24 protein-coding genes and 1 tRNA gene are annotated in these 26,465 nt (G+C 71.3%); 16 read left to right on the forward strand and 9 right to left on the reverse strand.

All coding sequences use genetic code 11. From position 1 onward, the window contains the following. The first annotated feature begins 161 nt into the window (after nt 1-161). The 5 genes from AC07DF_RS26310 (at nt 162) to AC07DF_RS26330 (ending at nt 4,371) form a co-directional block, all read left to right on the forward strand. Nucleotides 162-494, forward strand: coding sequence for a hypothetical protein (locus AC07DF_RS26310; protein WP_478976091.1), 333 nt, complete (start codon nt 162-164; stop codon nt 492-494). Between the two features lie 378 nt (nt 495-872). After that, nucleotides 873-2,147, forward strand: coding sequence for a helix-turn-helix domain-containing protein (locus AC07DF_RS26315; protein WP_478976094.1), 1,275 nt, complete (start codon nt 873-875; stop codon nt 2,145-2,147). Nucleotides 2,148-2,293: 146 nt separating this feature from the next. After that, nucleotides 2,294-2,896 (forward strand): oligoribonuclease, encoded by a 603-nt coding sequence (gene orn / locus AC07DF_RS26320; RefSeq protein WP_478976097.1) that lies wholly within the window; start codon nt 2,294-2,296, stop codon nt 2,894-2,896. Between the two features lie 116 nt (nt 2,897-3,012). Further along, a tRNA-His gene (locus tag AC07DF_RS26325) sits at nt 3,013-3,085 on the forward strand. Between the two features lie 95 nt (nt 3,086-3,180). Then, nucleotides 3,181-4,371, forward strand: a complete 1,191-nt coding sequence (locus AC07DF_RS26330; RefSeq protein ID WP_478976100.1) for an MFS transporter — start codon at nt 3,181-3,183, stop codon at nt 4,369-4,371. Between the two features lie 12 nt (nt 4,372-4,383). Here the strand turns inward: AC07DF_RS26330 and AC07DF_RS26335 are convergent, their stop codons facing one another. Next, nucleotides 4,384-5,439 carry a LacI family DNA-binding transcriptional regulator gene (locus AC07DF_RS26335; protein WP_478976103.1) on the reverse strand — a complete coding sequence of 352 codons (1,056 nt, stop codon included), beginning with the start codon at nt 5,437-5,439 and terminating at the stop codon, nt 4,384-4,386. A 399-nt stretch (nt 5,440-5,838) separates the two neighbouring features. On the opposite strand from AC07DF_RS26335, the gene AC07DF_RS26340 reads away from it, so the two are divergent. The 4 genes from AC07DF_RS26340 to AC07DF_RS26355 all read left to right on the forward strand — a co-directional run bounded on the left by AC07DF_RS26340 (nt 5,839) and on the right by AC07DF_RS26355 (nt 10,666). Further along, nucleotides 5,839-7,164, forward strand: a complete 1,326-nt coding sequence (locus AC07DF_RS26340; protein WP_478976106.1) for an ABC transporter substrate-binding protein — start codon at nt 5,839-5,841, stop codon at nt 7,162-7,164. A gap of 5 nt (nt 7,165-7,169) precedes the next feature. After that, on the forward strand, nt 7,170-8,183 hold the full coding sequence (locus AC07DF_RS26345; protein WP_478976109.1) for a carbohydrate ABC transporter permease: 1,014 nt from the start codon (nt 7,170-7,172) through the stop codon (nt 8,181-8,183). Between the two features lie 12 nt (nt 8,184-8,195). Beyond that, nucleotides 8,196-9,113 carry a carbohydrate ABC transporter permease gene (locus AC07DF_RS26350; RefSeq protein WP_454364543.1) on the forward strand — a complete coding sequence of 306 codons (918 nt, stop codon included), beginning with the start codon at nt 8,196-8,198 and terminating at the stop codon, nt 9,111-9,113. Nucleotides 9,114-9,226: 113 nt separating this feature from the next. Continuing rightward, nucleotides 9,227-10,666: a GH1 family beta-glucosidase gene (locus AC07DF_RS26355; protein ID WP_478976113.1), complete on the forward strand. Its 1,440-nt coding sequence runs from the start codon at nt 9,227-9,229 to the stop codon at nt 10,664-10,666. A 110-nt stretch (nt 10,667-10,776) separates the two neighbouring features. Here the strand turns inward: AC07DF_RS26355 and AC07DF_RS26360 are convergent, their stop codons facing one another. From AC07DF_RS26360 to AC07DF_RS26380, 5 genes are all read right to left on the reverse strand, one after another. Continuing rightward, nucleotides 10,777-11,664 carry a carbohydrate ABC transporter permease gene (locus tag AC07DF_RS26360; protein WP_478976116.1) on the reverse strand — a complete coding sequence of 296 codons (888 nt, stop codon included), beginning with the start codon at nt 11,662-11,664 and terminating at the stop codon, nt 10,777-10,779. Continuing rightward, the gene (locus tag AC07DF_RS26365) at nt 11,661-12,632 is read right to left on the reverse strand and encodes a carbohydrate ABC transporter permease (protein ID WP_478976119.1); all 972 of its coding nucleotides are present in this window, start codon (nt 12,630-12,632) and stop codon (nt 11,661-11,663) included. The genes AC07DF_RS26360 and AC07DF_RS26365 overlap by 4 nt, the downstream gene beginning before the upstream one ends. Then, nucleotides 12,629-13,942, reverse strand: a complete 1,314-nt coding sequence (locus tag AC07DF_RS26370; protein ID WP_478976122.1) for an ABC transporter substrate-binding protein — start codon at nt 13,940-13,942, stop codon at nt 12,629-12,631. The genes AC07DF_RS26365 and AC07DF_RS26370 overlap by 4 nt, the downstream gene beginning before the upstream one ends. A 177-nt stretch (nt 13,943-14,119) precedes the next feature. Further along, the gene (locus AC07DF_RS26375; protein WP_478976125.1) at nt 14,120-15,520 is read right to left on the reverse strand and encodes a sensor histidine kinase; all 1,401 of its coding nucleotides are present in this window, start codon (nt 15,518-15,520) and stop codon (nt 14,120-14,122) included. Further along, complete coding sequence (locus tag AC07DF_RS26380; RefSeq protein ID WP_382494342.1) at nt 15,517-16,221, reverse strand: response regulator transcription factor; 705 nt, start codon at nt 16,219-16,221, stop codon at nt 15,517-15,519. Before AC07DF_RS26380 ends, AC07DF_RS26375 begins: the two co-directional genes overlap by 4 nt. Before the next feature lie 99 nt (nt 16,222-16,320). Here AC07DF_RS26380 and AC07DF_RS26385 point away from each other — a divergent pair, with 99 nt between their 5' ends. Continuing rightward, a complete protein-coding gene (locus AC07DF_RS26385) occupies nt 16,321-16,842 on the forward strand; it encodes a hypothetical protein (protein WP_478976130.1) in 522 nt (173 codons plus the stop codon). Nucleotides 16,843-16,899: 57 nt separating this feature from the next. On the opposite strand, the gene AC07DF_RS26390 is transcribed toward AC07DF_RS26385, so the two are convergent. Together AC07DF_RS26390 and AC07DF_RS26395 are read right to left on the reverse strand one after the other, a co-directional pair. Then, nucleotides 16,900-17,769, reverse strand: coding sequence for a spermidine synthase (locus tag AC07DF_RS26390; protein ID WP_478976133.1), 870 nt, complete (start codon nt 17,767-17,769; stop codon nt 16,900-16,902). Nucleotides 17,770-17,833: 64 nt separating this feature from the next. Further along, nucleotides 17,834-18,184: a hypothetical protein gene (locus tag AC07DF_RS26395; protein WP_478976136.1), complete on the reverse strand. Its 351-nt coding sequence runs from the start codon at nt 18,182-18,184 to the stop codon at nt 17,834-17,836. Nucleotides 18,185-18,482: 298 nt separating this feature from the next. On the opposite strand from AC07DF_RS26395, the gene AC07DF_RS26400 reads away from it, so the two are divergent. After that, nucleotides 18,483-19,934 carry a hypothetical protein gene (locus AC07DF_RS26400; RefSeq protein WP_478976139.1) on the forward strand — a complete coding sequence of 484 codons (1,452 nt, stop codon included), beginning with the start codon at nt 18,483-18,485 and terminating at the stop codon, nt 19,932-19,934. Here the strand turns inward: AC07DF_RS26400 and AC07DF_RS26405 are convergent. Beyond that, on the reverse strand, nt 19,931-20,524 hold the full coding sequence (locus AC07DF_RS26405) for a histidine phosphatase family protein (protein WP_478976142.1): 594 nt from the start codon (nt 20,522-20,524) through the stop codon (nt 19,931-19,933). The genes AC07DF_RS26400 and AC07DF_RS26405 overlap by 4 nt on opposite strands. 189 nt (nt 20,525-20,713) lie before the next feature. Here AC07DF_RS26405 and AC07DF_RS26410 point away from each other — a divergent pair, with 189 nt between their 5' ends. From AC07DF_RS26410 to AC07DF_RS26430, 5 genes are all read left to right on the forward strand, one after another. Continuing rightward, nucleotides 20,714-21,718: a phosphatase PAP2 family protein gene (locus tag AC07DF_RS26410; protein ID WP_478976253.1), complete on the forward strand. Its 1,005-nt coding sequence runs from the start codon at nt 20,714-20,716 to the stop codon at nt 21,716-21,718. Then, complete coding sequence (locus AC07DF_RS26415; RefSeq protein ID WP_478976256.1) at nt 21,669-22,790, forward strand: hypothetical protein; 1,122 nt, start codon at nt 21,669-21,671, stop codon at nt 22,788-22,790. The genes AC07DF_RS26410 and AC07DF_RS26415 overlap by 50 nt, the downstream gene beginning before the upstream one ends. Further along, nucleotides 22,781-24,373, forward strand: a complete 1,593-nt coding sequence (locus AC07DF_RS26420; RefSeq protein ID WP_478976145.1) for a hypothetical protein — start codon at nt 22,781-22,783, stop codon at nt 24,371-24,373. Before AC07DF_RS26415 ends, AC07DF_RS26420 begins: the two co-directional genes overlap by 10 nt. Beyond that, a complete protein-coding gene (locus AC07DF_RS26425) occupies nt 24,370-25,704 on the forward strand; it encodes an AAA family ATPase (RefSeq protein ID WP_478976148.1) in 1,335 nt (444 codons plus the stop codon). Before AC07DF_RS26420 ends, AC07DF_RS26425 begins: the two co-directional genes overlap by 4 nt. Nucleotides 25,705-25,992: 288 nt before the next feature. After that, entirely contained in the window at nt 25,993-26,361 is a 369-nt protein-coding gene (locus tag AC07DF_RS26430; protein WP_478976151.1) for a hypothetical protein, read from the forward strand. Nucleotides 26,362-26,465: the final 104 nt, after the last annotated feature.

Genomic DNA, 26,465 nt, shown 5'->3' on the forward strand with positions numbered 1-26,465 from the left:
TCCAGGGAGCATGCACGAGGCGACGCCCGTAACGCAATGGTTGCTGCGCTGTACAGGCGGTTTGCACAGGATTCACTTACCCGTGGGGGTGATCGGCTCACCCAGTGACCGACGCCCCGGCCACGCGTTGAACCCCGTGAGTCACGCCACAGGGAGCGCCCATGTCCGGACCCAGCATCGCCGCCGAGGCGGACCGCGCGGCCCCGCCGCCGCGGGACACCGCGACGGATGTGGTTCGCTGGGCGGCCTTCAGCTGCCTGCTCGTCCCGGCCGTGCTCCTCGCCTACGGCAGCTCCCTGGCCGGCGCCGCCGGCACGGCCCTCGGGCTCGCCGCCGTCACGGGCGCCTGCCGGGTGCTGCTGCGCCAGTCGGAGCGCGGCGCGGCCCGGCTCGCGGCCGAGGACCGGGCACCCCACCGGGGGCGGCACCACCGCACCGGAACGGGGTCGCACCGGGGCGGACGGCACACTGGAGGAGATACACCGGTCGGCTGACCGGTTTCAGTGCACGTGCACGTTGGTTTTCAGCCAACTTCTCACACCCGTGCATCACCCTGCCGAAGCACCCCCCAACCCCCGTTCGACCTGCACGGAAAGGGCCTCAGGGGGCCTGCGCACCCTACGCGGATTGGCCACTGCGACAAGGCGCACTTCCCTGCACGCCCCACGAGTGCAACGCTTCGTGATCGAATGCTTCACGCCAAGTTGCCAAGTCGACAATGTGCCGAGTGCCGAACCGGCCACCTCGGCACGACGGGACACAGTAGATTCGATCTTGACTGTCTACGGCGGGGGACTCGTGCAGGACCGAGGGGAAACGTGCAGGAGCGACACAACCGAGGAGCCGCGACCACCGAGGGGGGCTTAGCAGTTATGAGCCACGACTCCACTGCCGCGCCGGAAGCCGGCGTCCGGAAGCTTTCCGGGCGACGCCGCAAGGAGATCGTCGCGGTGCTGCTGTTCAGCGGCGGCCCCATCTTCGAGAGTTCCATACCACTGTCGGTGTTCGGGATCGACCGCCAGGACGCCGGCGTGCCGCGCTACCGACTGCTGGTGTGCGGCGGTGAGGACGGCCCGCTGCGGACCACAGGGGGCCTCGAACTCAGCGCACCGCATGGCCTGGAAGCGATCTCAAGGGCGGGCACGGTCGTCGTACCGGCCTGGCGCTCGATCACTTCTCCGCCACCGGACGAGGCGCTCGACGCGCTGCGCCGCGCCCACGAGGAGGGCGCCCGCATCGTCGGGCTGTGCACCGGCGCCTTCGTCCTCGCGGCGGCGGGCCTGCTGGACGGCCGGCCCGCGACGACACACTGGATGTACGCGCCGACGCTGGCGAAGCGCTATCCGTCGGTGCACGTCGATCCGCGCGAGCTGTTCGTCGACGACGGGGACGTGCTGACGTCGGCGGGCACCGCGGCCGGAATCGATCTCTGTCTCCACATCGTGCGGACGGACCACGGCAACGAGGCGGCCGGCGCGCTGGCCCGCCGCCTGGTGGTCCCGCCGCGCCGGTCGGGCGGCCAGGAGCGCTACCTCGACAGGTCTTTACCGGAGGAGATCGGCGCCGACCCCCTCGCGGAGGTCGTCGCCTGGGCGCTGGAGCACCTCCACGAACAGTTCGACGTGGAGACACTGGCGGCACGCGCGTACATGAGCCGGCGTACGTTCGACCGCCGCTTCCGCTCGCTGACCGGGAGCGCCCCGCTGCAGTGGCTGATCACACAGCGGGTGCTCCAGGCGCAGCGCCTGCTGGAGACGTCGGACTACTCGGTGGACGAGGTGGCGGGACGCTGCGGCTTCCGGTCGCCGGTCGCCCTGCGCGGGCACTTCCGCCGCCAGCTGGGCTCGTCCCCGGCCGCGTACCGGGCGGCGTACCGCGCCCGTCGTCCGCAGGCCGAACGGCCCCAGGACGTCGACGGCGGGCCGGGCGGTCCCGGGGGCGGCATGCCGGGTCACCCGGGGCATCCCGGGCAGGCGCCCGCCGCGCTGCACCCGGAGCACCCGGTCCCGCTCCAGTCCCGCCGTACGGCGGCGGCGAGCGCGGTCGGGACGTCCCCGGCCCTGTCGGCGTCGGCCGCGTCCGACAACGGGCGGGAGGCCTACATATCGGCCCGGGCGAGTCTGCCGGGGCAGCGCAGCGCGACGTGAGCCGGTGACCGGGCCCGCGGGGAGGAAGACCTCCCCGCGGGCCCGGCCCCGTTTCCGGAGCCGTTTTCAGAGCGGGCCGATCTTCGACGACAAGGTCACTGCACGGCCGGGCCGAGCTCGGGGCAGTGGGCCGTAAGGTTAGGCACATGAACGATCGCATGGTGTGGATCGACTGCGAGATGACCGGCCTCTCGCTGTCGGACGACGCGCTCATCGAGGTGGCCGCCCTCGTGACCGACTCCGAGCTGAACGTGCTCGGCGAAGGCGTGGACATCGTCATCCGGCCGCCGGACCGGGCGCTGGAGACGATGCCGGACGTGGTGCGTCAGATGCACACCTCGTCCGGGCTGCTCGCCGAACTGCCGGACGGCACGACGCTGAAGGACGCCGAGGAACAGGTCCTGGGTTACGTGAGGGAGTTCGTCAAGGAGCCGGGCAAGGCCCCGCTGTGCGGCAACTCCGTCGGCACGGACCGCGGCTTCCTGCTGCGCGACATGCCGACGCTGGAGGACTACCTCCACTACCGGATCGTCGACGTGTCGTCGATCAAGGAACTGGCCCGTCGCTGGTACCCGCGGGCGTACTTCAACAGCCCGAAGAAGAACGGCAACCACCGCGCGCTCGCCGACATCCGCGAGTCCATCGCGGAGCTGCGCTACTACCGCGAGGCCGTGTTCGTCCCGCAGCCCGGGCCCGACTCGGACACGGCGAAGACGATCGCCGCGAAGCACGTCCTGCCTGCTCAGTAAGGGCATCCGGGGGCCCGGCGAGGGGCGCCGCGAAAGCCGGGCGCGAGCACCCCTTCGGACCCTGTACACTTTTTCTCGGCCGGTCAGGGAAGTCACTGACCTCCAAGCCGGTCATGGTGGGTGTAGCTCAGCTGGTAGAGCACCTGGTTGTGGTCCAGGATGCCGCGGGTTCAAGTCCCGTCACTCACCCTGAGTAATCAGCCGGTGGCTTCGATGAAGCCACCGGCTGAAGCTTTTTGCGCGCCTCTCCGGGGCGGCGCGGCAGGCGGGGCTACCGTCGCGGCATGGACGGTGGACGCCGAGGGTGGCGCGCGTGTGTGCTCAGCGGGGCGGTGTTCGCCGTATGCATGGCCGGCACCACGCTGCCGACCCCCCTCTACCCCCTCTATCAGGACAAGTTCGGGTTCTCCGAGCTGACGGTGACCGTGGTGTACGCCCTGTACGCCTTCGCGGTCATCGGTGTGCTGCTGCTGGTCGGCAACGCCTCGGACGCGGTGGGCAGACGCCCGGTGCTGCTGTGCGGCCTGGGCCTCGCGGCTGCGAGCGCCGTCTGTTTCCTGTGCGCCACCGGGCTCGGCTGGCTGTACACGGGGCGCCTGCTGTCGGGACTGTCCGCCGGGCTGTTCACCGGCGCGGCCACCGCCTACGTGATGGAGCTGGCGCCCGACGGCGGTGCCTCCCGGGCCACGTTCGTGGCGACCGCCGCCAACATGGGCGGACTGGGCTGCGGTCCGCTGCTGTCCGGTGTGCTCGCGCAGTACGCCCCCTGGCCGCTGTATCTGCCGTTCCTCACGCATCTCGCCCTGGTGGCCGTCTCCGCCGCCGTTCTGCTGCGGCTCGCGGAGACCGTGCGGGAGCGGCGGCCGCTGCGCACCGTACGGCCGCGGCGGCCCGCTCTGCCCCCGCAGGTGCGGGCGGTGTTCGGACCGGCGGCGACCGCCTCGTTCGTCGGGTTCGCGCTGTTCGGGGTGTTCACGTCGGTCAGCCCCGAGTTCCTCGCCGAGTCCCTGGGCGTGACCGACCACGCCGTGAGCGGGCTGATCGTCGCGCTGGCCTTCTTCGCCTCGACCGCCGGCCAACTCGCGGTCGGCCGGGTCGGTGTACGGCGCTCCCTCCCCCTGGGCTGCGCCGGGCTCCTCGCCGGTCTCGCCCTGCTCGCGGGCGCGCTGCGGTGGGACCTGATGGCGCTGGTGGTGCTGAGCGCGCTCATCGGCGGGACCGGGCAGGGGCTGGCGTTCCGCGGCGCGCTGTCCGAGGTGGCCGGGGCCTCGCCCGAGCACCAGCGCGCCGCGGTGATCTCGGCCCTGTTCGTGGTGGCCTACGCGGGCATCTCGGTCCCGGTGATCGGCGTCGGCCTGCTGACGGGCCCCATCGGCCTGGAGGGCGCGGGCCTGGTGTTCATCGCGTGCATGGCCGTCCTGGTCTCGACGGCGGCCGCCTACCTGCTCCGGCGGCCGGCACCGGCCAGGACATGACCCCCGCGCCCGTCACGACGACGCCCGGGACACCAGCTCCGTGGCCAGGACCATCTGGCGTCGTTCCAGGCCCCGGGAGGCCGAGGGGCGGCGGTCGGCGATCTCCGTGAGGAGGAGGTCGATCATGCGGTGGCCCATCTCCTCGATGGGCTGGCGGACGCTGGTGAGGGGCGGGTCCATGTGGCGGGCGATGGCGGAGTCGTCGTAGCCGACGAGCGCCACGTCGTCGGGGATGCGGCGGCCCGCCTCGCGCAGGGCCTGGCGGGCACCGGCCGCGGTGACGTCGGAGGCGGCGAACACCGCGTCCAGGGTGGGGCGGCGCTCCAGCAGGGCCGCCATGGCGCGGCGGCCGCCCTCCTCCGTGAAGTCGCCCGCCTCGATCAGTGCCTCGTCCGCCTCGTGACCCGCGTCGCTCAGGGCGTCGCGGTAGCCCTCGATACGGCGCTGGGCGCCGTAGACGTCGAGACGGCCGGTGATGTGGGCTATCCGGCGGCGGCCACCGGACAACAGGTGCTCGACGGCCTGGCGGCCGCCGCCGTAGTTGTCGGAGTCGACCGACGGGAGGGTCTCCGCCGAGGAGCGCGGGCCGCTGATCACCGCGGGTATCTCCAGCTGGGCCAGCAGGTCGGGCAGTGGATCGTCCGCGTGCACGGAGACCAGCAGGACACCGTCCACCCGGTGAGCCGCCAGGTACTGGGCGAGGCGGGCGCGTTCGCGGTCGCTGCCCGCGAAGATCAGCAGCAGCTGCATCTCCGTGTCGGAGAGCGCCGCCCCGACGCCCTTCAGCATGTCCGAGAAGTACGGCTCCGCGAAGAACCGGGTCTCCGGCTCGGGGACGACCAGGGCGATCGCGTCCGTGCGGTTCGCCGCCAGGGCGCGCGCGGCGGTGTTCGGTACGTAGCCGAGCTCCGCGACCGCCGCCTCGACGGCCGCGCGGGTCGCGTCGCTGACCCGGGGCGAGCCGTTGATCACCCGGGAGACGGTGCCGCGGCCGACACCGGCGCGCGCCGCCACCTCTTCGAGGGTGGGCCGGCCACCGCTTCGGCCCCGCGCTCCGTGGCTTGCCATGGGCTCCGCCTTCCCGTCCACACCCGCACTCTGCGGCTGGCCTGGAATTTAACAGGCTCGTCAGCTGTAGTGACCGCCACCGAGGGCCTCGCGCCCCCGGCCTCCGCTCGAGCCTTCACGAGCCGGTCCGGCCGGCTCGACACCGCCGGCCCGGGCCGCAACGGGCCTCGGCCCGGGTCCAGTTAACGGCCCGATAACTGAACGCATCTCTCCCTGTCCGGTCCCTTGACACCCCCGCCCCGACCGGACAACCTTCAACACATCACCGGTGGGAGCGCTCCCACAGTACCTGACACATACACAACCCGCACGTTCCCCGCCCGAGCCGAAGCGAGTAAAAACGGGTCCAACACTGCAGTTGGCCGGGGGGTCGGCACGTCAGGGCAACAGGAGGACGACATGCGAGCACGCATCCGAACCGCCCGCAAGGCGATGGTCGTCGCGGCCGTCGCGTCGCTGGGCGCCGGGCTGCTGGCCGGCTGTGCCGACGACGGCGGCGACGACAGTTCCGGCTCCTCGTCCGGCGACAGCAGCGGCAAGACCACGATCTCGGTGGGGCTCTTCGGCACCATGGGCTTCAAGGAGGCCGGCCTCTACGACGAGTACGAGAAGCTCAACCCGAAGATCAAGATCGAGCAGAACGTCGTCGAGCGGAACGAGAACTACTACCCGGCCCTGCTGAACCACCTCACCACCAACAGTGGTCTGCTGGACGTCCAGGCCGTCGAAGTCGCCAACATCGCCGAGGTCACGGCCACCCAGGCCGACAAGCTCGAGGACATGTCCAAGGCGCCTGGCGTGGACAAGAGCAAGTGGCTGCCCTGGAAGTGGCAGCAGGCCACCACCAAGGACGGCAAGACGATCGGCCTCGGCACCGACGTCGGACCGATGGCGATCTGCTACCGCACGGACCTCTTCAAGCAGGCCGGTCTTCCCACCGACCCGGCCGAGGTCGGCAAGCTGTGGGCCGGTGACTGGGCCAAGCTCGTCGACGTCGGCGAGCGCTACAAGTCGAAGGCTCCCGAGGGCACCTTCTTCATGGACTCCCCCGGCGGTCTGATCAACGCGATCCTGGGCAGCGAGAAGGAGAAGTTCTACGACTCCTCCGGCAAGGTCATCTACAAGACCAACCCTGCCGTCAAGGCCGCCTTCGACCTGACCTCCGAGGCCGCTGAGAAGGGCCTGGTGCAGTCGCAGACGCAGTTCCAGCCGTCCTGGAACTCCACGATCGCCAACAACAAGTTCGCCGCGATCGCCTGCCCGCCGTGGATGCTGGGCACGATCAAGGGCAACGCGAAGCCGGACGCGGCCGGCAAGTGGGCCGTGGCCGAGGCGCCCAAGGGCGGCAACTGGGGCGGCACCTTCCTCACCGTGCCGAAGAGCGGCAAGAACGTGAAGGAAGCCCAGAAGTTCGTGACCTGGCTGACCGCGCCGGAGCAGCAGGCGAAGCTGTTCAAGGTGCAGGCCAGCTTCCCGAGCGCCCCGTCCACCTACACCATGCCCGAAGTGACGGGCGCCACCAACGAGATGACGGGTAAGCAGGAGATCGGCCCGATCTTCGCCGAGGCCGCCAAGGCCGCCCCGGTCCAGGTGATCGGCCCGAAGGACCAGATCATCATGCAGGGTCTGTCGGACAACGGCGTGATCCTGGTGACGAAGGGCAAGTCGGCCAAGGAGGCCTGGGAGTCCGCGGTCAAGACCATCGACAACAAGCTGGATCAGTGACCCGTATGGCCACCCGTCACGACACCGCCGCGCCCCCCGCCGAGGGGGGCGCGGCCCCGGGCCGCCCGCCCGGGGACGCCGCGGGGGCGGAGAAGGAGCGGCGGCGCCGGGACCGGCTGTCCCGGCGCTGGCAGCGGGACATCCGCTGGAGCCCGTACGCCTTCGTGTCCCCGTTCTTCCTGCTGTTCATCGCGTTCGGCCTGTTCCCGCTGATCTACACGGGCTGGGCCTCGCTGCATCAGGTGGAGCTGACCGCGCCGACCGACATGAACTGGGTCGGGCTGCGCAACTACACCCGGATCTTCGACGACGACTTCTTCTGGAACGCGGCGAAGAACACCCTGACCATCGGCATCATCTCCACCGTCCCGCAGCTGCTGATGGCGATGGGCATCGCCCACATCCTCAATTACAAGCTCCGGGCCTCGACCTTCTTCCGGGTCGCGATGCTCGCGCCGTACGCGACGTCGATCGCCGCCGCCTCGCTGGTGTTCGTGCTGCTCTTCGGCCGTGACTACGGCATGATCAACTGGGCGCTGGACTTCGTCGGCGTCGACCCGCTCGACTGGCAGAACGACAAGTGGCCCTCGCAGATCGCCGTCTCGACGATCATCATCTGGCGCTGGACCGGCTACAACGCGCTGATCTACCTGGCCGCGATGCAGGCGATCCCCCATGACCTGTACGAGTCGGCGGCCCTGGACGGGGCCAACCGCTGGCAGCAGTTCATCCATGTGACCCTGCCGGCGCTGCGTCCGACGATCCTGTTCACCTGTGTGGTGTCGACGATCGGGGCGAGCCAGGTGTTCGGTGAGCCGCTGCTGTTCGACGCCAACAAGGGCACGTCCGGCGGTGCGGAGCACCAGTTCCAGACGCTCGGCCTGTATCTGTACGAGCAGGGCTGGGTCGCCCAGCATCTGGGCCGGGCCTCGGCGATCGCCTGGACGATGTTCCTGATCCTGATCGTCATCGGCATCGTCAACTACGTCATCTCGCGCCGGCTGCGCGCCAGTAGTTAAGGAGTGGTGGCCGTGACGACGACTGTGACGCCCCCCGACGCGCCGCCGCCCGGTGCGCCCGTGAAAGAGTCCAAACGCCCGCGTCTGCCCAAGTCCGCACGGGCCGGCGGGCAGCTGCACGGCGGTCCGATCGCCTACGCGATCCTCATCGTGTTCACGATCGTGTCGCTGTTCCCCCTGGTGTGGACGGCGATCGCCGCCTCGCGTGACAACCAGCGGCTCGCGCAGACGCCGCCGCCGTTCTGGTTCGGCTCCGGACTGTTCGACAAGCTGGAGATCGCCTGGAAGGACGCCAATCTCGGTGAGGCGTTCCTCAACACCACGATCGTGGCGGGTGTTTCGGCGGCCACGATCGTCTTCCTCTCGACGATCGCCGGTTTCGCCTTCGCCAAGCTGCGGTTCCGGGGCCGTGGCGCGCTGATGCTGATCGTGATCGGCACGATGATGGTGCCGCCCCAGCTGAGCGTGATCCCGCTGTACATGATGGTCGCCAAGCTCGACTGGACGGACCAGTTGCAGGCGGTGATCTTCCCGTCGCTGGTAAGCGCGTTCGGTGTGTTCTTCATGCGGCAGTACCTGCTCCAGGCACTGCCGGACGAGATCATAGAGGCCGCCCGGGTCGACGGGGCGAGCAGCTGGCGCGTGGTGTGGCACGTGGTGTTCCCGGCTGCGCGGCCCGCGATGGCCGTGCTCGGCATGCTGACGTTCGTGCAGACCTGGAACGACTTCATGTGGCCGTTCCTGGTGCTGACCCAGATGGGCAACCCGACCGTGCAGGTCGCGGTCGCGGGCCTGGGCCGCGGGTACACCCCCGACCAGTCCCTGATCATGGCGGGCGCGCTGCTGGGCACGCTGCCGCTGCTGCTGGTCTTCGCGATCTTCGGCAAGCAGATCGTGGGCGGCATCATGCAGGGCGCCGTGAAGGGCTGACGCCCCCGCCCGTTCCGCAGGGGGCCGGACCGGTGCCGCTCCGGCCCCTGCTCATGAACTCCCCTTCCCCCTCCACCCGTCGCCTCTCCACGACCCCCTATGGGAGCGCTTCCATGTCTGACTCCGAGAACCCGGCCACTTCGGTGACCTTCCCTCCCGCCTTCGTCTGGGGCGCGGCCACCTCCGCGTACCAGATCGAGGGTGCGGTGCGGGAGGACGGCCGTACGCCGTCGATCTGGGACACCTTCAGCCATACGCCGGGCAAGACCGTCGGCGGCGACCACGGTGACATCGCTGTCGACCACTACCACCGCTACCGCGAGGACGTGGCGATGATGGCGGACCTGGGCCTGGGCGCCTACCGCTTCTCCGTCTCGTGGTCGCGGGTGCAGCCGACCGGCCGGGGCCCGGCCGTCCAGAAGGGACTGGACTTCTACCGCCGGCTGGTCGACGAGCTGCTGTCCAAGGGCATCAAGCCGGCCGTCACGCTCTACCACTGGGATCTGCCGCAGGAGCTGGAGGACGCGGGCGGCTGGCCGGAGCGCGACACGGCGTACCGCTTCGCCGAGTACGCGCAGATCGTCGGTGAGGCGCTGGGCGACCGCGTCGAGCAGTGGATGACGCTCAACGAGCCGTGGTGCAGCGCGTTCCTCGGCTACGCGTCCGGGGTGCACGCCCCGGGCCGTACGGATCCGGCGGCCTCGCTGCGTGCCGCGCACCATCTGAACCTGGCGCACGGGCTGGGCGCGTCGGCGCTGCGGTCGGTGATGCCGGCCCGCAACCAGGTCGCGATCGCCCTCAACTCCGCGACGGTGCGGCCGCTTTCGCAGAGCCCGGCGGACCTGGCGGCGGCCCGGAAGATCGACGACCTGGCCAACGGGGTCTTCCACGGCCCGATCCTGCACGGCGCCTACCCGGAGTCGCTGTACGAGGCGACGGCGAGCCTCACCGACTGGGACCACGTCCTGGACGGCGACCTGGCGCTGATCAACCAGCCGCTGGACGCGCTGGGCCTCAACTACTACACGCCCGCGCTGGTCTCGGCGGCGGACGCGGCGGCGCGGGCGCCGCGTGCCGACGGCCATGGGTCGAGCGACCACTCGCCGTGGCCGGCCGCCGGCGACGTCGCCTTCCACCAGACGCCCGGTGACCGCACCGAGATGGGCTGGACGATCGACCCGACGGGTCTGCACGAGCTGATCATGCGCTACACCCGGGAGGCGCCGGGCCTGCCGCTGTACATCACGGAGAACGGCGCGGCCTACGACGACAAGATCGACTCGGACGGCCGGGTGCACGACCCGGAGCGGGTCTCCTACCTCCACGGCCATCTGTCCGCGGTCCGCCGCGCGATCACCGACGGCGCGGACGTCCGCGGCTACTTCCTGTGGTCCCTGCTGGACAACTTCGAGTGGGCGTACGGCTACGGCAAGCGCTTCGGCGCGGTGTACGTGGACTACGCGACGCTCCAGCGGACGCCGAAGTCCAGCGCGCTGTGGTACGGGCAGGCGGCCCGCACCGGGGCGCTGCCGCCACTGGAGCCGGCCGCGTAGGCCACCCCCTGGGGGAGCGGGGAAGGGGCGCGGCACCCGACGGGGGGTGCCGCGCCCCGCTGTCTTTGGAGTTCTGAATTCCGGCTCCCGCACCCGATCACGTAGCTGGATCAGCCCTTGTTGGCCCCCAGGGTCAGGCCGCTGACGAACTGGCGCTGGAGCACGAAGTAGACGATCAGGGTCGGGATCGCGGTGAGCAGGGCGCCGGCGGCGACCAGGTTGGGGTCGGTGAAGTACTGGCCGGAGAGGTTGTTCAGCGCCGAGGTGATGGGCATGTTCTCGCCGGTGGAGATGAGCACGATGGCCCAGAAGAAGTCGTTGTAGATCCAGATGGAGAGCAGGGTCGCGAGGGCGGCCATCGCGGGCTTGCACAGGGGCAGCACGATCTGCCAGTACAGCCGCCAGACGGAGGCACCGTCGACCAGGGCGGCCTCGGTCAGCTCGTGCGGCAGCGACCGCATGTAGTTGCTGAGCACGAACGCGCAGAAGCCGGACTGGAACGCCACATGGATCAGCACCAGGCCGAGCGCGGAGTCGTACAGCTTGCCGCTCATCGTGATGCCGGGCAGGTCGATCAGCAGGTACAGGCGGTACAGCGGGGTGATGATGACCTGCTGGGGCAGCAGATTGCCCGCCGTGAAGAGCAGCAGCAGCGACAGATTGACCCGGAAGTCGAAGCGGCTGACGTAGAAGGCGACCATCGACGACAGCAGCAGCGTCAGCAGCACCGCCGGGACGGCGATGATCAGGGTGTTCACGAAGTAGTGCGTCATGTCGGACTGCTGATACGCGTTGGTGAAGTTGTCGAGGGTCAGCTTGTCGGGCCAGGAGACATAGCCCTTCTCGCTGGTCTCCGCGTACGGCCGCATCGCCGCGAGCAGCGCCCACACCAGGGGCGCGAGCCAGGCGAGCGCCGTGACGACGAGGAAGGTGTGCAGCAGGATCCGGGCGGGGCGGATCGGGGTGCGCTGCCTGACCGGTGCGCTCACGGTGCTCATGCGCGCCGCTCCTTCCGGAAGGTGGCGATCAGATACGGAATGATCACCGCGAGCGAGATCACCAGCAGGACGACGGCGATGGCGGAGCCGTATCCGACGCGGCTGGACTCGCCGATGATGTTGTTGGTCACCAGGATCGACAGCAGTTCGGTGCCCTGGGCGCCCTTGTTGAAGACGAAGACCAGGTCGAAGGCGCGCAGCGCCTCGATGATGGTGACGACCAGGACGACGGTGTTGGTGGGCCGCAGGGTGGGGAAGACGACGTTCTTGAACGTCTGCCACTCGTTGGCACCGTCCAGGGCGGAGGCCTCGCGCAGGGCGGGGTCGACGCCCTTCAGACCGGCGAGGTACAGGATCATCATGTAGCCGGCGTGCCGCCAGGACGCGGCGATCAGTACGGCCCACAGGTTGAGGTCGGGGTCGCCGATCCAGTCGATGTAGTGGCCGGGCTTGTTGGCGCCGATGACGCTGTTGATCAGGCCCGTGTCGGGGTTGTAGACCAGCTGCCAGACGAACCCGATGACCGCCAGCGACATCACGACCGGCAGGAAGAACGCGGTCTGGTAGACGCGGCTGAAGCGGATCCTCTTGTCCAGCTGCACGGCGAGGAACAGCCCGAAGGGCGTGGGCAGCAGGATGAGCACCACGAACCAGACGACGTTGTGCTCGAGGGCCGGCCAGAACTGCGGGTTGCTGGTGAACAGTTCCCTGAAGTTCTGCAGGCCGACCCACTGGATGGAGTCGAACCCGATGCCGTTCCAGCTGGTGAAGGCCAGCGCGATGGAGGCGAGCGCCGTCAGCCACACCAGGGCGACGTGCAGGATCGTCGGAAGGCCCGCCATCAGACCCAGCGTGATCCGGTCGCGGCGCGTGAGGAGGCGACGGTGGCCCGTCGGGCTCTTGCGGGGAGCGACCGGAGACGGCTCGGCGGCCGCCTCCGGGTTCTCGGTGGTGGTGTCGGTGCTCATGCGGAGGCGAAGATCGTCTTCTTCTGGCGCTCGATCGACGAGAGGATGCTGTCGACGTTCTTGGGGTTGCGGACGAAGTTCTGCAGCGCGGGCTGCATCACCGTGGACGTGAAGTCCGGCCGGGAGTCGCGGTCCATGAACTGCGTCAGACTCTTCGCGCCCGAGATCATCTCGAAGGACTTCTTCTGCAGCGCGGTGTAGGAGGAGGTGTCGGCCTTGGTGGAGGCGGCCACCACGCTGGAGTCGGCCTTGAGGTAGATCTGCTCGGCCTCAGGGGTGCCGAGGTACTCCAGCAGCTTGACCGCTCCCGCCTTGTTCTTCGGTGCCTTGGACAGCATGAAGCCGTCGGTGGGCGCCTCGACCGTGTCCTGCCCGAAGGCCGGGTCGATCTCCGGGAAGGCGAAGAAGTCCAGGTCGTCCAAGTCGGCCTTGTCGGTGAACTGCTGGCCGACGAAGGTGCCCAGCAGATACATGCCCGCCTTCTTCGCCACCAGCGTCTGCGCCGCGTCCTGCCAGGTGCGGCCCACCGCGCCGTCCTGGTGGAAGGGCAGGATCTCCGTCCAGTGGTCGAAGACCTTGCGCACCTTCGCATCGGTCCAGGAGGCCTTGCCCGCCATCAGCTCGACATGGAAGTCGTAGCCGTTGGTGCGGAAGTTGATCTGGTCGAAGGTGCCCATCGCCGGCCAGGCGTCCTTGTCGCCGAAGGCGATCGGGACCAGCCCGTCCTTCTTCATCCGCTTGCACAGGGCGACGAAATCGTCCCAGGTGGTGGGGACCTCGTAGCCGTGCTGGGCGAAGACGCTCTTGCGATAGAAGACCGCCCAGGGGTAGGTGTACAGCGGCACGAAGTAGTACTTGCCGTCCTCGCCCTTGCTGAGCTTCTTCATCGCCTCGGGGAAGTCCCCGCCGATCTTCTGCCACACGTCGTCGATCGGGGTGGCGAGCTTCTTCGACGCGAAGAACTGCATCCGGTACCCCGCGAACCAGGTGAACACGTCGTCCGGCGTGCCCTGCAGATAGGAGTTGATCTGCTCCTGGAACGTGTTGTGGTCCTTGGTGTTCACATCGACCTTGATGCCGGACTGCTTCGTGAAGGCGGCGTAGATCTCCGCGAACGCCTTCTTCGGCACCGCGTCCGAGGAGTTCGATCCGAGACTGACCGTCTTCGGATCGGCAGCCGCGCCACTGCCGCCGCAGGCGCTCAGCAGGGGTATGCCGGCGCCGAGCAGGGCGGCGCCACCGACGCCGCGCAGCAGGGTGCGGCGGCTGGGAGCGGGGAGAGCGAGTCCGGAGGGGGAGAGGTCGTGCATGAACGGCTCCTGGGTGCAGGGTTCGGCCACGAGGGTGTGGCGTGAAACCTGGTCTTAATCGACCAGAAATCAACTTGACCGAACACGGTGGCGCAATGACAGCCGCATGTCTGGTCATGCGTCAAGAGCCGTTGACTTCATTTGTCGAAACGTGACCGACCCGTGAGAGCGGTTCGGTCAGGCGGAGCGGGAGCGCTGGTAGGCGGCGGCCAGCCTGCCCGGCCGCCGGCGTCGCACCGCCCCGCGGTGCCCCCCGCTGACCGGCGCTCTTCCGTCCAGCTGGATCCAGATCCGCACCTCGGTCCCGCCGAGCACGGAGGAGCCGATCCGCACGTCCCCGCCGGTCGACTCGGCGAGCCGGCGCACGATGTCCAGGCCCAGCCCGGTCGAGCCGTCGCTCCCGGAGCCGCGGCCCCGTGCCATCGCGGCCGCCGGGTCGGGTATGCCGGGGCCCGCGTCGGACACGAGGACGATCACCGCGTCCTCGCCGTTGTGCAGGTCCACCGCGAAGGCGGTGCCCTCCGGGGTGTGCCGGAAGACGTTGCCGAGCAGCGCGTCGAGCGCGGCGGCCAGGTCGGCGCGGGCCACGGGTATGCGCACCGGCCGCTCGGCCCCGGCCACCCGCCACTTGCGGCCCTCGTCCTCCGCCAGCGCCGACCAGAACGCCATCCGCTCTCGGACCACCTCGGCCGCGTCGCACCCGGCGCCCGGACCGGCCGCCGCCGTCTGCGGCTTGGCCTCCCGGGCCGTACGGATGATGGTGTCGACCTCACGCTCCAGCTGCTCGACCGCGGTCCGGGTCTGGTCGGCCGCCGGTCCCTCGCCGAGCGAGGCGGTGTTCAGCCGCAGCACGGTCAGGGGCGTACGCAGCCGGTGGGACAGGTCGGCCGCCAGCTCTCGCTCGTTCGCCAGCAGTTGGACGACCTGGTCGGCCATGGAGTTGAACGCGACCGCCGCGAGCCGCAGTTCGGTCGGGCCCTCCTCGGGCACCCGGGCGCCCAGCTTGCCCTCCCCCAGTTCACGCGCCCCCTCGACCAGGCGTTTCGCGGGCCGGACCATCCGCACGCCCAGCCGGTCGGCGACCGCGACCGAGCCGAGGATCAGCGCGACACCGACCGCGGCGAGCACCGCCCAGGCCGTGCCCAGGCCGTTGGTGACCTCGGACTCCGGTACGTACACCTCGACGACCGCGATCTCGCCGGTGCTCAGCGCGACCGGCTGGAGCAGCGTCGAGCCGCCGGCGACGCCGGTGGAGGAGGCGCGGCCCAGCTTCCGCACGGCCGCGATGTCCTGGTCGGCGGCGCGCTGCCGCCCGAGCTCGATGGCGTCCTGGCCGTCGCCCGCCGGCAGGTGCACGGCCATCCCGGCGTCGGAGCCGGCGGAGGCGACGACCCGCTCGAGCTGATCGCGGTCGGTGGTGATGGACAGGGCGGGGGCTACGGCCGCGGCCTCCCGCTCGGCGCCCGAGAAAGCGCGGTCCCGGGCCATCTCCCGGATGACGAGCCCGAGCGGCACCGCGAAGGCGAGCACGACCATGGTGGTCACCGCGAGCGACACCTTGACCAGGGCCCACCTCATCGCGGCACCTCCGCCCCCGGCGGTTCGAGCTTCACACCGACGCCCCTCAGGGTGTGCAGATAGCGCGGGTTGGCGGCCGTCTCGCCCAGTTTCCTGCGCAGCCAGGACAGATGGACGTCGATGGTCTGGTCGTCGCCGTAGGACTGCTGCCACACCTCGGCGAGCAACTCCTTGCGGGGGACGACGACGCCGGGCCGGCGGGCCAGGAAGGCGAGCAGGTCGAACTCGCGGCGGGTGAGGTCGAGCCGGGCGCCGTCCAGCTCGGCCTGGCGCCGCAGCGGGTCGACGGTCAGACCGCCGACCCGGATCACCGGGGACGGCTCCCCCTCGCCGGCTCCGGAGCGGGCGCGGCGCAGCACGGCCGCCATGCGGGCCGACAGGTGCTCGACCGAGAAGGGCTTGGTCAGATAGTCGTCCGCTCCCGCGTTCAACAGCCGGACGATCTCCGTCTCGTCGTCCCGGGCCGTGGCGACGATCACCGGCACGTCCGTGATGCCGCGCAGCATCTTCAGGGCCTCGGACCCGTCGAGATCGGGCAGTCCGAGGTCCAGGATCACCACGTCGAAGCGAACATGGGCGACCTCGCGCAGCGCCTCCAGTGCCGTACCCACGCTGCGCACGGTGTGCGAGGCGTCGGTCAGGTGCCGGATGAGCGCCGAGCGTACGAACTGGTCGTCCTCGACCACGAGTACACGTGCCATGCGCCGCACCGTACGCCATCTCGAACAGCCGGGTACGGGCCTGTGGACAACTCTCGCCTGTGGACAACTCGTGGGACCCGTGGGGCAGTATGGCCCGCGATGCGCAGAGGACTCGTACACGTAATGGCCTGGCTGCTCGCCACGGGCGCGGCGGTCACGCTGTCGTGGTGGGGTGTCCACACGGTGATGGCGGGCACGGCCTACGACCCTCCGCGCGCCCTTCCCATCAAGGCCGCCGACGCGACCGGGCAGAAGCCGGAGCCGTCGGCCACACCGACCCCGGCGCCGAGTCCGCCGCGGCGCACCCCGAGCGCACCGCCCGCCCCGAAGAAGCCGAGCCCGGCCCCCGCCGAACCGTCCAGCCCCTCCCCCAGGGCCCCGGCCTCCGCCTCCGCGCCCGGAGAGGTGAAGAGCTACGACACCGACGGCGGGCGGGTCGTCTTCGACCTCGGGCGGACCTCCGCCTCCCTGGTCTCGGCGACCCCCGGGGCGGGCTGGTCGATGCAGGTGTGGAAGACGGAGTCGTGGATCCGCGTGGAGTTCTCCTCGGGCGCGGACCGGGTGTCGGTGTTCTGCACCTGGCACGACGGACCGCCGCGCGTGGAGATCGGGAACTACTGAGAGAAGTGACTACGGAGAGAAGTACGGAGTGCCGTCGGGGTCACGCGCCGTACGGGGTCATCTGAACACCGATGCCGGCGGCGCGGGGGACGCCACCGCCGCGAGGTCCGTCACGGGCACGGCCCCGCCGGTGAAGTCGGTGAGCGTCCTGCCGTGTTCGACCCGGCCGGGATGCGGGTCGGAGGCGGCGCGGCGGGTCAGTTCGGCGACGGGCAGCGGGTGGTCGGAGGCGACCAGGATGGCGTTCCCGAAGCGCTTGCCGCGCAGCACCGCCGGGTCGGCGACCAGCGCGAGCTGCTCGAAACGGGCGGCGGCGGTGGCGATCTGGCCGCGCAGGTGGGCCAGCGGCGGCCCGTCGGCGAGGTTCGCGGCGTAGACACCGCCGGGTTTGAGGGCCCTGCGCACATCGTCGAGGAACTCGGTCGAGGTCAGGTGGGCCGGTGTCCGGGCCCCGCTGAACACATCGGTGACGACCAGATCGGCCCAGCCGTCCGGCACCTTGGCGAGACCCTCGCGGGCGTCGACGGACCGCACGCGGATCCGGGCGTTCGAATCCAACGGCAGCTCTCGGCGGACCAGTTGCACGAGAGCGGCGTCCCGTTCGACGACCTGCTGGGTGGAGCGGGGCCGGGTGGCGGCGACGTAGCGGGCGAGGGTGAACGCGCCGCCGCCGAGGTGCACGGCGTGCACGGGCCGGCCGGGCGGGGCGGCGAGGTCGACGAGGTGCCCGAGCCGGCGCTGGTACTCGAAGGACAGGTACGCGGGATCGTCCAGGTCGACGTGCGACTGCGGGGCTCCGTCGATCACCAGGGTCCAGGCGCGGGCCCGCTCGCGGTCGGGGATCAGCTCGGCGAGCCCGCCGTCGACGCTCTCGACGACGGCCTCCGCGTCGGCCTGTCTGCGCCGGCCGCTCCTCGACTTTCCCATGGGGTCATTATCGGGGTCCGGTCGGTAAGCAGGGCATACGCTCCCGGGCTGCGGATCCGGCGCCTCAGCGGCAGCTGTCCGCCGCCCTGATCGTCCGGGCCGCCTCCCCGAGGGCCTCGCGCAGCACCGCGGGGTCCGTCGCCAGGTCCGCCTGCCCGGGCGGCAGCAGCCAGTCCGAGCCCTCCACCGGCGGCTCGGGGGCCAGGATCGTGCCGCGCCCGTCGGTACCGGTGCAGGTGCTCCCCGGCATGTCCCACGCCTCGGCCGTCCCCGGCGGCACCAGGAAACCCAGCGTGCCGCCCCCGTCGTCGTGCAGAACGGGACCGACCGCTTCCGCGGTGCCGCGCCGGAGGATGTCGACCGCCTCCAGCCCCTGCCGGGCCGGCACCGTCACGACATCGCAGATGATCTCCATCCCGGCCTCCACCACGAAAACCCCTGCTTGGACGAGCGGTCGGAAGTCGGGGGCCTCCCGGTCCGTGGGGTTCAACGCGGCCGCCCGTCAACGGCTACGGCGGAAGTCAGCCGCAAAGGATGGCAGTTCATGGCAGATCACGTATGAGATATCCGGTTTGTAGCCAAACCCAGCGTGACGGCTCCGGCACAGCAGGTACGTTCTTGCTCGCCGGACACAGGGAATGACCTGACGGACAACACGTACAAGTCTCCCCATTTCCGGCATGGTTCGACGGTTCGCACGAGAGGACCCGGCCATGGCGTCGTCAACAGTGACCTCATCCCGACCCGATCGGCCGCCACGGCCGAACCTCGCCTTCCGGCAGCTGCGCGGACAGCGCTCGCCGGCCGAGTTCGCCGCGGTGATCCGCCGGGCCGCCCTCGAGATCGGCGAGCAGGTCAGCTGTGACGCGCGGTACATCGGCCGCGTCGAGGCGGGCGAGATCCGCTGCCCCAACTACGCGTACGAACGGGTGTTCCTGCATATGTTCCCAGGCCGCACGCTCACCGATCTGGGCTTCGCGCCCCGCTCGTCGGTACGCGGACGCCGGGCGCGCGACACCGAGGACGCGCCCCTGACGTGCACCTCGAACCCGGCGAACGCCACGAGTGAGACCAGCGGGGCGTGCGAGCCGTATGAAACACAGAACCCGTACGACCCGTACCACCCGCACGACACCTACGAGGAGAGCGACGTGCTACGTCGCGCATTCATGACCAGCGGGGGCGCCACCGTGGCCGCCGCCTCGCTGGGACCCGTCGGCCTCGCCCTCGACGCCTCGGCGGCACAGCGCCCCGTGCGCCGCGCCGGGGCGAGTGACGCGGGTGCCCTGGAAGAAGCGGTCCGCCGCATCCGGCTGCTCGACGACCGGCACGGGGCCGACGGCCTCTACCGCCGCGCGGCCGCCCCGCTGCGTGCCGCCTACGCCCTGCTGGACGCCGGCGCGACCCGGCAGACCACCGCGGACCGGCTCTACTCCGGCGCCGGTGAACTGGCCATCTCCGTGGGCTGGCTGGCCCATGACTCCGGACGCTTCGACGACGCCCGCTCCCACTACGCGGAGGCACTGGCGACCGCCCGGATGACCGGCGATCCGGGCCTGGAGGCGCACGCCTTCTGCAATACGGCGTTCCTCGCGCGCGACGCGGGCCGGCCGCGCGAGGCTGTCCGGGCGGCCCAGGCCGCGCAGCGCGTCGCCCGGCCCGTGGCCTCGGCCCGGCTGATGTCGCTGCTCGCGCTGCGCGAGGCGGGCGGCTGGGCGGGACTCGCCGACCGCGTCGGCTGCGAGCAGGCACTGGCCCGGGCGCAGACCCTTTTCGACCGCGGCACCTCGGAGGCCGACCCCGAGTGGATGAGCTTCTACGGAGAGGCCGAGCTGGAGGGCCTGGAGGCGCAGTGCTGGTCCGCGCTCGGCGACTGGCGCCGGGCGGCGCGGCATGCGCGGCGGGCGGCGGACCTGCAGGATCCGCACTTCACGCGGAACATCGCGCTGTACACGGCGGAGCTGGCGGACGACCTCGCGCGGGGCGGGCGGCCCGACGAGGCGGCGGTGGCGGGGATGCGGGTGCTGGATCTGCTGGAGGAGGTCCAGTCGTCCCGGATCCAGACGATGCTGGCGGCCACGGCGCGCGTGCTGTTGCCTCATCGCCGGGCTTCGGGGGTGTCGGCGTTCCTGGAGCGGCATGCGTCGACGCCGAGGATCACCTAGGCCAGGTGCCCGATGTCGTTCCAGCTCTCGATCGCCGGCTCTCCGTACGCCCATCCCAGTACCGACAAGGACGTCGGATTCAGCCGTATTCGTGCCGCGAAGCCGATCGGCAGGCCCAGCCATCGTGCCCCGAGGGTGCGCAGGATGTGCCCATGGGCGAAGACCAGGACGTCACGGTCCTCGGAGCGGGCCCAGGAGACCACCTCGTCCGCCCGGGCCGTCACCTCGGCGAGGGTCTCGCCCTCGGGGACGCCGTCGCGCCAGATCAGCCAGCCGGGCCGGAGGGCCTGGATGTCGGCCGGGGTCATGCCCTCGTAGGCCCCGTAGTCGACCTCCAGCAACGCGTCCCAGGCACGCGCGCGGTCGCCGAAACCGGCCAGTTCACATGTTTCACGCGCGCGTGCCAGCGGGCTGGTGCGCACCTCGACACCGGGCAGGCCGTCGTACGGGGCCCGGTGCAGCCGCTCGCCGAGCAGCTTGGCGCCACGCCTGCCCTCCTCCAGGAGGGGTACATCGGTCCTGCCGGTGTGCTTGCCGGACAGGGACCACTCGGTCTGTCCGTGCCGGGCCAGCAGGATGCGCGGAGCCATGGAGGACCTTTCCGGGAGAAAAACGCGAGCGGAACTCCTCCATCATCGCGCACGCTGGTCGCGGGCAACCCGGGGGGCGATCTCTGCGTCTTTGAGGTCCGGAGGGCGCCCCCAGGGCGCGCACACGCACCGTAAAGTGGCACGACCGACCGGCGGGGAGCCGTGACGACGAAGGGGGAGGGCGATCGGATGCCGCACACCGAGACACCGGGCACCGAGGCGGCCCCTGCGCCCCGGCTGCGCTGGTGGACGGAGCTGCCGCTCATCCTGCTGGTGTACGCGTGCTACTCGGCGGGCCGGCTCCTCGTGCGGGGCGACGTGTCCGGGGCGGTCGACAACGGTCTGGCGATCCTGCGAATAGAGAAGGCGCTGTTCCTCAACGCCGAGCACCCGCTCAACCGCCTCTTCACGAACGAGGCGTGGATAGGCATACCGGCGGACTTCTGGTACGCGTCGCTGCACTACCTGGTCACGCCGGCGATCCTCATATGGCTCTTCCGCTCCCGGACCGTGCGCTACCGCGCCGCCCGCACCTGGCTGTGGACGTCGACGTTCGTCGGCCTGATCGGCTTCACCCTGCTGCCGACCTGCCCGCCCCGGCTGCTCGACGCGAGCCACGGCTTCGTGGACACCATGGCCCAGTACAGCTCGTACGGCTGGTGGGGCGGCGAGGCGAGCGCCCCGCGAGGCCTGGGGGGTATGACCAACCAGTACGCGGCCATGCCGAGTCTGCACGTGGGCTGGGCCCTGTGGTGCGGAGTGATGCTGTGGCGCTACGGCGGTACGCGCACGGCGAAGGCGGCCGCTGTCGCCTACCCGCTGATCACCACGATCGTGGTCATGGGCACCGCCAACCACTACTTCCTCGACGCGGTCGCGGGCGCGGCCGTCATGGGGGTCGGACTGCTGCTGGCGCCCCTGGTGATGCGCACGGCGGACCGGGTCAGGGCACGGTTCATGCCGTCCCTCACGCCGGTCACGGCGGACTCCTCTTCCGCGGCCACTTCCGAGGCCCCTCCCGCCGCCACTCCCGCAGCCACTTCCGTCGCGGGTTCCTCGAATGTCAGTGCCGGATGCCAGACTTCCGCGGGTGAGCGAATTCCACGGCAGCGCGATGCGCGGCTCGGAGCGGGAGCCGAGCCGAGTGCCTCTCCCAAGGACGCGGGGGACGGCGCTCCGGCAGCGGCTCGCTGAGCTGCGCGGGCCCGACGTACCCGCGAAGGCACTGGACGCGCGCGCTCTGGCGGCGCTGGCCGCCAACCCCGGTTGTGCGCGGCGCGCGATCCTCGACGGTGCCGGGGTGAACAAGGCGGAGCTGGCGAGCGCGCTGGGTGCGCCGTCGGTCTTCGGGCAGTCCCAGTTCGCGCTGACGCGCGGCAACGCGTTCGAGTCGCGGGTCAAGGCCGACGGCGGCGCGGAGCTGCTGCGGCTGGTGCATGAGAAGCTGGACCGGGCCGCCGAGCCGCCCGCCGAGGCGCGCGTGCCCGACCTCACCGCGACCGGCCCTCAGGGGCGTACGGCCCGTACGGCGCTGGAGCTGCGCGAGGCCACCGCGCACCCGGGCTCGTGGACCCTGCTCGACCACCCCATGCTCGCGCTGGACGTCGCGGGCTCTCCGGCGTTCCTGGAGCCGGACGCGGTCGTGGTGCACCCGGACGGCAGCTGGACCGTGGTCGAGATCAAGTCCTTCCCGCTGCTGGACGGTTCGGCGGACCCCGCGAAGGTCGGGGCCGCGGCCCGGCAGGCGGCTGTGTACGTGCTGGCGCTGGAGGAGGTCGCCGCGCGGCTGGATCCGTCCCCGCGCGTGCGGCACCGGGTCCTGCTCGTCTGTCCCCGGGACTTCTCGAACCTGGCTGCCGCATCCGCCGTCGACATCCGCAAGCAGCGGGCGGTGACGGCCCGCCAGTTGGCCCGGCTGACCCGTATCGAGGACATCGCCGAGGAGCTCCCCGAGGGCACGTGCTTCTCCCCCGAGCTGCCCGCCGACGAGCTGACGGCCGCCGTGGAGTCGGTCCCGGCGACGTACGCGCCCGAGTGCCTGTCCGCGTGCGAGCTGGCCTTCCACTGCCGGGGCAGGTCCCGGGAGGCGGGCGCGGTGACGACGCTCGGCCGCCCGGCGCGGGCGGAACTGGGCGGCCTCGAGACGGTTGAGGACGTCCTCGCGGCGGCCCGCGGGGAGGCCGGGGATCCCGGCGACCCGGCTGTGGCGGCGCTGCGGCGGGCGGCGGCCCTGCGCGCGGAGGCCCTGGAGGCGGCGTGTCGCTGATCTCCACCCTGGCCCGGCTCGAGGCCGTCAGCACCGGCCGCGCCCAGCCCGCCGCCACCGTCCGGCACCGTCATCTCGGCGACCGCCCGCTGGTGTTCGTGCCGCTCATCACCGCCGGTGAGGCCGGCGCCCCGCTCGGCGCCCTGGTCGGCACCGACCGGGACGCGCCGCGCCTCCTGGTCGTCCCGCAGCCCCGCGACCGCGACCTCAGGTTCGCGTTCCTGGCCGAACTGGCCGATGTGGTGCTGCCGTACGTCGACGCGTTCGCCGAGGTCGTGGAGGCCGCCGAGCGCACCGAGACCGACCCGGAGACCGGCAAGCGCGTCAAGGTCGAGGTCGACCTGTGCGCGGACGCCCCGCAGCTGATCGTGCCGAGCCGCGCGGGCATCGACCTGATGCGGCTGCTCGGGCGCTCCACGCGCTTCCGGCGAACGGCGGAGCAGGATCCGGACGCCCCGTATCCGGCGCCGCCCCGGGTGCCGTTGCTCGGGCGGTGGCTGACCCACTTCGGGGAGCGGGCCCGGGTGCCCGGCTCCTCGCTGCTGCTGGCGATGACCGACGTCCTGGGCAGACACTGGGCGACCGGGCAGTCCGCCCTGGAGGACCAGCACCTGGGGGCGCTGCTCGCCTGGATCGACCCGCCGGAGGGTCTGTCCGGTGCCGAGGCGGCGCTGCGGGCCGAGCTGGAGCGGGACGAGCGGGGCCAGCTGACGTGTCCTCCGGCCGGCCCGGCCACCGACCCGGCGTTCGACAACAAGCTGCTCGCCCCGGCCATCGAGCGCTACGACCGGGCCCGTACCGCCCACGCCGTCGCCGAGGACGGTCTGCAGGCCGACGACCGGCTCGGCTCGCTGACCGCCGCCGAGCGGGAGATCCGCGACCTGGTGCTCAGCCGCACCCGGCCCACCTGGGACGCGGTCTGGCGGGGCCTGGACCTGCTGCGGGAGCTGCCCGAGGGGGCGCATGCCGAGGAGCGGTGGACGCGCGACCGCTGGTCCTTCACCGGCCACCGCGACCGGGTCCTGGCCGGCGAACCCCCGCAGCCGCGCCGCGACGACGCGGTGACCGCGGCGAACAAACTGGCCACGCGCGAGCGCGAACAGGCCCGGCTGGAGGCCCAGGAGGCCCTGGACGATCCGCTGGTGATGGCCGGGCGAAGGCTGTCCGGGGAGGCCTTCGCGGGTGAGGTCACCGATGTCGTGATGACGTACAGCGAGGGCAAGCGGCCCAGCCCGCGCCCCCTGGTCACGGTTCGCACGGACGACCGGCCGCATCTCGGTGAGCGGACGAAGGTGTACCGGTCGCTGGGCGGGAAGCCGCAGTCGGCGGAGTTCGTCGGGGACGAGGAGGACGGCGCGTACGTCGTGCTGCGGGTCCTCGACAAGATGGGCCGCGGCAAGGAGCCCGAGCCGGGCTCGGTGCCGGAGAAGGGCGACCGGGTCTGCTTCACGCTCTTCGAGCACGAGCAGCGGGGCGGCGCGAAGCTGCCCGACCCGGAGGAGACGCCGTGGACGCACGGCGGGCCTCCCGGCGAGCCGGCGCTGGAGCCGGCCGACCCGGTGACCGAGGAGGACGTGCTGTGACGACGGTCTTCGACCCTTCCGCCGCCGCGACACAGGCCACCGACGCGATCCTCCACGACACGCTGCACGGCACCGCGCGGGGTGTGGTCGTCGACTCCCCGCCCGGTGCCGGCAAGTCCACGCTGGTGGTCCGGGCGGCTCTGGAACTCGCCGAGGCCGGACACTCGTTGATGGTCGTCGCGCAGACCAACGCCCAGGTCGACGATCTCGTCCTGAGGCTCGCCGAGAAGAACCCCGAGCTGCCGGTGGGCCGACTGCACAGCAGTGACGCCGACCCGTACGACAAGGCGCTCGACGATCTGCCGAACGTCCGCAAGTCGGCGAAGGCGGGTGACCTCGCGGGGCTGGCCGTGGTGCTCTCGACGGCGGCGAAGTGGGCGCATGTCAAGGTCGACGAACCGTGGCGGCACGCGATCGTCGACGAGGCGTACCAAATGCGCTCGGACGCGCTGCTCGCGGTGGCCGGGCTGTTCGAGCGGGCGCTGTTCGTGGGCGACCCGGGGCAGCTGGACCCGTTCGCGATCGTCGGCAGCGAGCAGTGGGCGGGCCTCGCCTACGACCCGTCGGCCTCGGCCGTGACGACCCTGCTCGCGCACAACCCGGACCTGCCCCAGCACCGGCTGCCGGTCTCCTGGCGGCTCCCGGCCTCCGCGGCTCCCCTGGTCTCAGACGCGTTCTACCCGTACACGCCGTTCCGCAGCGGGACCGGCCCGGGCGACCGCGCCCTGTCCTTCGCCGTCCCCTCCGACGGCTCGGGCCCGGACCGGGTGATCGACGAGGCGGCCGTATCGGGCTGGGGCCTGCTGGAGCTGCCCGCGCGGCACACCCCGCGCACGGACCCGGAGGCGGTACGGGCGGTGGCGACGGTCGTACGGCGCCTGCTGGACCGGGGCGGGGCGGCGACGTCGGAGCGCTCACCGGACCCCGCGCCCCTCACCGCCGACCGCGTCGCCGTCGGCACGGCGCACCGGGACCAGGCGGCGGCGGTACGTGCCGCCCTGGCCGACCTCGGCGTCACCGACGTGGTCGTGGACACGGCGAACCGGCTGCAGGGCCGCGAATACGACGTCACGGTGGTCCTGCACCCCCTCTCCGGCCGCCCCGACGCCACGGCCTTCCACCTGGAAACAGGCCGCCTCTGCGTCCTGGCCTCCCGGCACCGGCACGCGTGCGTCGTGGTGTGCCGGGCGGGAGTGAGCGACCTCCTGGACGACTATCCGTCGACGGAGCCGGTGCAGCTGGGGACGGTGGTGAAGTTTCCCGACGGGTGGGAGGCGAATCACGCCGTGCTGGCGCACCTGGCAGAACACCGCGTGACGTGGCGCCCGTAACCCGCACCAGCAGACCCGCCCGCCTCCCGCCGGCCGGAGGCGGCCGATGCATACAGCCCGGATGGCTGGAGGAGGCGCATCACGCCGTGCGGGCGCATCTGGCGGAGCACCGCGTGGTGTGGCGTTCGTAACGTGGCCGAACATCATGGGTTCCGGGGTCCCCGGCGAACGCCGGGTGGTGTGGCAGCCGTACCCACTCCCGCGATGCCCACTTGCGCGCCCGCGAGACAATGGACGGTGGCCCACTCCACCGGGAGGGCCGTGCGCGACGTACGAGGAGGAGAAGACATGGCGGAGCCCACGCCGCGTCGGAACGAACCGCGGCTACGCCCCGCGCCCCTGCTTTTCGAGCCCGCGGAGGCGGCCTCCGACCCTGAGCACTTCTTCGACCTCGAGTCGATCGACGATCCACGGGCCCTGCTGGCCCGGTCGACGGAGCTGACACTGGCGTTCCGGGCCGCGGCGGACCGGGCCCTGGAGTTCCAGGCGATCGCGGCGGCCCAGCTGGCCGACCCCCGGCGGTTCGACCGGCTGACGACCGCGGACATCGCCGAGCGGGCCGAGTGGACCGAGGACTACGCCAAGAAGATGGTCGAGTTCGGCCGGGACCTGCTGCGGGGCGGCGTCGAGGGCCGGGGGCCCGCCGACCCGGTGTGACAGCGGAAGGCGGAAATCCGCCTCTTCCCGATCTACGTGGCATATGCCAGGCGGGCAAGATACTCCCTCCCCACCCCTCCTGTCCCGGTTTCCGGCAACCCTCG

The sequence above is a fragment of the Streptomyces sp. NPDC044719 genome (assembly GCF_056433405.1).

Bases quoted from the DNA above. Each gene is read 5' to 3' on its own strand.
- AC07DF_RS26310 (WP_478976091.1), top strand. From the start codon at position 162: ATGTCCGGACCCAGCATCGCCGCCGAGGCGGACCGCGCGGCCCCGCCG.
- AC07DF_RS26315 (WP_478976094.1), top strand. From the start codon at position 873: ATGAGCCACGACTCCACTGCCGCGCCGGAAGCCGGCGTCCGGAAGCTT.
- orn (WP_478976097.1), top strand. From the start codon at position 2,294: ATGAACGATCGCATGGTGTGGATCGACTGCGAGATGACCGGCCTCTCG.
- AC07DF_RS26330 (WP_478976100.1), top strand. From the start codon at position 3,181: ATGGACGGTGGACGCCGAGGGTGGCGCGCGTGTGTGCTCAGCGGGGCG.
- AC07DF_RS26335 (WP_478976103.1), bottom strand. From the start codon at position 5,439: ATGGCAAGCCACGGAGCGCGGGGCCGAAGCGGTGGCCGGCCCACCCTC.
- AC07DF_RS26340 (WP_478976106.1), top strand. From the start codon at position 5,839: ATGCGAGCACGCATCCGAACCGCCCGCAAGGCGATGGTCGTCGCGGCC.
- AC07DF_RS26345 (WP_478976109.1), top strand. From the start codon at position 7,170: ATGGCCACCCGTCACGACACCGCCGCGCCCCCCGCCGAGGGGGGCGCG.
- AC07DF_RS26355 (WP_478976113.1), top strand. From the start codon at position 9,227: ATGTCTGACTCCGAGAACCCGGCCACTTCGGTGACCTTCCCTCCCGCC.
- AC07DF_RS26360 (WP_478976116.1), bottom strand. From the start codon at position 11,664: ATGAGCACCGTGAGCGCACCGGTCAGGCAGCGCACCCCGATCCGCCCC.
- AC07DF_RS26365 (WP_478976119.1), bottom strand. From the start codon at position 12,632: ATGAGCACCGACACCACCACCGAGAACCCGGAGGCGGCCGCCGAGCCG.
- AC07DF_RS26370 (WP_478976122.1), bottom strand. From the start codon at position 13,942: ATGCACGACCTCTCCCCCTCCGGACTCGCTCTCCCCGCTCCCAGCCGC.
- AC07DF_RS26375 (WP_478976125.1), bottom strand. From the start codon at position 15,520: ATGAGGTGGGCCCTGGTCAAGGTGTCGCTCGCGGTGACCACCATGGTC.
- AC07DF_RS26380 (WP_382494342.1), bottom strand. From the start codon at position 16,221: ATGGCACGTGTACTCGTGGTCGAGGACGACCAGTTCGTACGCTCGGCG.
- AC07DF_RS26385 (WP_478976130.1), top strand. From the start codon at position 16,321: ATGCGCAGAGGACTCGTACACGTAATGGCCTGGCTGCTCGCCACGGGC.
- AC07DF_RS26390 (WP_478976133.1), bottom strand. From the start codon at position 17,769: ATGGGAAAGTCGAGGAGCGGCCGGCGCAGACAGGCCGACGCGGAGGCC.
- AC07DF_RS26395 (WP_478976136.1), bottom strand. From the start codon at position 18,184: ATGGAGATCATCTGCGATGTCGTGACGGTGCCGGCCCGGCAGGGGCTG.
- AC07DF_RS26400 (WP_478976139.1), top strand. From the start codon at position 18,483: ATGGCGTCGTCAACAGTGACCTCATCCCGACCCGATCGGCCGCCACGG.
- AC07DF_RS26405 (WP_478976142.1), bottom strand. From the start codon at position 20,524: ATGGCTCCGCGCATCCTGCTGGCCCGGCACGGACAGACCGAGTGGTCC.
- AC07DF_RS26410 (WP_478976253.1), top strand. From the start codon at position 20,714: ATGCCGCACACCGAGACACCGGGCACCGAGGCGGCCCCTGCGCCCCGG.
- AC07DF_RS26430 (WP_478976151.1), top strand. From the start codon at position 25,993: ATGGCGGAGCCCACGCCGCGTCGGAACGAACCGCGGCTACGCCCCGCG.